The sequence below is a fragment of the Pseudovibrio axinellae genome, from assembly GCF_900110875.1.
Lineage (GTDB): Bacteria > Pseudomonadota > Alphaproteobacteria > Rhizobiales > Stappiaceae > Pseudovibrio > Pseudovibrio axinellae.
Window position 1 is genome coordinate 1 of the sequence record NZ_FOFM01000068.1, and the last position, 2606, is coordinate 2606.

The 2606-nt window shown below is 49.0% G+C and carries 2 protein-coding genes; both read right to left on the minus strand.

The window, feature by feature from the left end; translation table 11 throughout:
• Window positions 1-285: 285 nt before the first annotated feature.
• Window positions 286-1386 (minus strand): saccharopine dehydrogenase family protein, encoded by a 1101-nt coding sequence (locus BMZ51_RS23455; protein ID WP_068009927.1) that lies wholly within the window; start codon window positions 1384-1386, stop codon window positions 286-288.
• Between the two features lie 298 nt (window positions 1387-1684).
• Window positions 1685-2341, minus strand: coding sequence for a TetR/AcrR family transcriptional regulator (locus BMZ51_RS23460; protein WP_068009924.1), 657 nt, complete (start codon window positions 2339-2341; stop codon window positions 1685-1687).
• Window positions 2342-2606 lie beyond the last annotated feature (265 nt).

A 2606-nucleotide genomic window follows, 5' to 3' on the forward strand; every position in this document is an offset into this window, starting at 1 on the left:
AACATGGCCATCGGTGGCATTACGCCCGCAACAAAACTAAAAATGGCGGCATAGCTCTATTACCAAACTCCTCCATAAATGGGGGGATTACCAAGTCATATTGACCAACTAGCAATCAGAGCTGGAGCCAAAGTTAACTTGATAACACCCGCGGAAACCAGGTTTGACAAATTTATCGCTACGTGAGGCATTGAATTTATACGGCATAAAAATCTGAAATGTTGGCTGAACTTCAGTAAATTCGCTTCAAATCGCGATCCCTGCAACAACGTCTGCAACACGGCCCTAAATAGACACGATCAAATCGGCAAATTCACTGTTCAATTCTGCGATGACAGGATCGACCTCAATAATTTGCTCGCTATGAAAAACGCCTGCCTTATGGTTCATCGTCAATATCTGCCGCGTCATTTCAGCTGCAATAATAGCCGTCATTTTCGCTTCGTTGCGGCCAATTACTCCAAGTGTAATCTCTTCCGCACCCTCTTTAGCCTGCCCGCGTGCTCGCACAGCTACACCGCAGATATCTGATCCAATATGGACATTCATGAAAAGCCAGACTGCGAGTTTGCGCCAGAACGGACGTAGCAATAAGCGACCGAGACCAACTCTGGATGAAACCGCAAAGAGCCATGTGGTGAGGCGATCATCAAACTGTACCCAGGTTGACACCGAAGGAACATCAAGGGTTCTCCCGATCACATGTTGGTCGGAGAAGTTAAATCGGTAGGCAGAACGCTCTTGTTTGCCATCTGGCAGACCAAGAGCAATGCTGTCTCCAAAGCTCCGCACCTGCCGGGCACGGCCATTATCCTGCACATTATAGGTGGTATCGATATTGTTGAACATCCATTCTACAGCTGCCTGACCATGGACATCACCAAGACCGAAGTGCAGAAGAATGTCGATACGATCCAATCGCACCATTTGATCGCGAGCCCGAGCAGAAAGAAGATTAGTGAGCCCCGGCGCAGTACCAACACTGAGCAGCGCTCTGGCATCATTGCGCTTAGCCAGATCGTCGAGCGCTTCCACCTGAGACTGAAAATCGTGCTCGGCACTGATATCTACATAGTGAATGCCACGGGAAAGGCACTGCTCAACAAAACCTATCTTGGTCTGGTCGAGACAGACAAGAACGAGCTCAATGTCATCAAGGACATCGCCAACATCCATTGCGATGATATCAACGGCGCGTCCTTCCGCGTTGTGTCCGACCGTACCAGCCGCAATTTTTGCCTTGTCGAGGTTTCGTCCAGCAAGAACGATGCGCCCTGGAAATTCAGGAGCTAATCTCTCGGCAATCATATATCCCACCTGACCATAGCCACCCACGATCAGTATTTTACCACGTTTCTCCGGCACGTTTAGGTGTTTCGATGACATTTCAATTTGCCTTTCATATAACTAATATTAGGTCTTAAAAAAATTCTTTGGTTCGCTGGGTCAGCAGCAAAAAGCCTTTTTGTTTGTAGACTTGCAGTACCCGCTTGTTACTAGTCAGGCGGAGGGGCCTTGCTTTGGTAATGTTAAGCGATCAGCCCTCATTAAGTATCGGGTCAACAAGAAGGCTACCTACAGGTCACTGCGATACTGCGGTGGGATTATCATTGTAAGACACCCCAAAGGTCGCTTATTCTCTCCCTATCTTGGGCAGTATCTTCGCGTTCTTGTCAGCTTATGGTCACGCAGTCCCAGACTCCGCTGGATCTCCGAGCAAACCGTTCAATTCAATCTGGAGGAACTCGTGTGCCAGCGTATCAACTTCAACATCAGGATTGACCACGACTGCATAATGGATAGCCCGCTCGATAAGCCCCAGAACTCCCCATGCAGACGCGTTAGTCATGCTTCGACGGATCAGCCCAAGCTCCGTTAACTCCTTCAGGTAGGTCTCGATAGAGCCAACTATTTGGGCAAATCTTTCCTCAACGCGTGTTCGTGCGTCCGGCGAGACCGCATAGGACTCACGCAAAACAAGCACTGTCAACAAAGGTTCACGCCGGCAGTGCCCAAGGATTGAACGCCACATTTCGAAAAGCTGAGCCTTGAGGTCACCAGTGTCTGCCACAGCCGAGCCGGGAAAGCGGTCCAGTGTCTGATTGCGCAGGCGGGTGAAAAAATCATCGATGAGATACAGGAAGATTGCTTCCTTATTATCAAAGTAAAGATAGAAGGTGCCATGAGCCACACCCGCATGACTTACAAGGTCTGACACCCTTGTTGAGTGATACCCACGGGTGCCAAACACTTCTATTGCAGCGCGGACAAGACGATCACGGGAAGTGAGTTTATTGGAGCGAGACATGAGTTTACCTAATATGACTGACGTGTCAGTCATATTATTTTCGTTAATTTTGATGTCAAGAACTAGTTTGGTGGATTTATCTCAGAGCTTATCCAACGCCTCCAACCGCCTGCTCGCTTCTCACAAAAGCGCTCATTAACTGGCGGTGTTGCATGGGTCAGAACTGAGCTGAGGTTTCCCCAAACCCACACATTTGGTTTCATGAGACCTTCTCGAACGTAGGACGTCCGAGGGCGTTCATGATGTTGAGAGCGTTGACGCCAATTTTTGCCTCTGCTCTCTGGGTTTTGATGTTGCG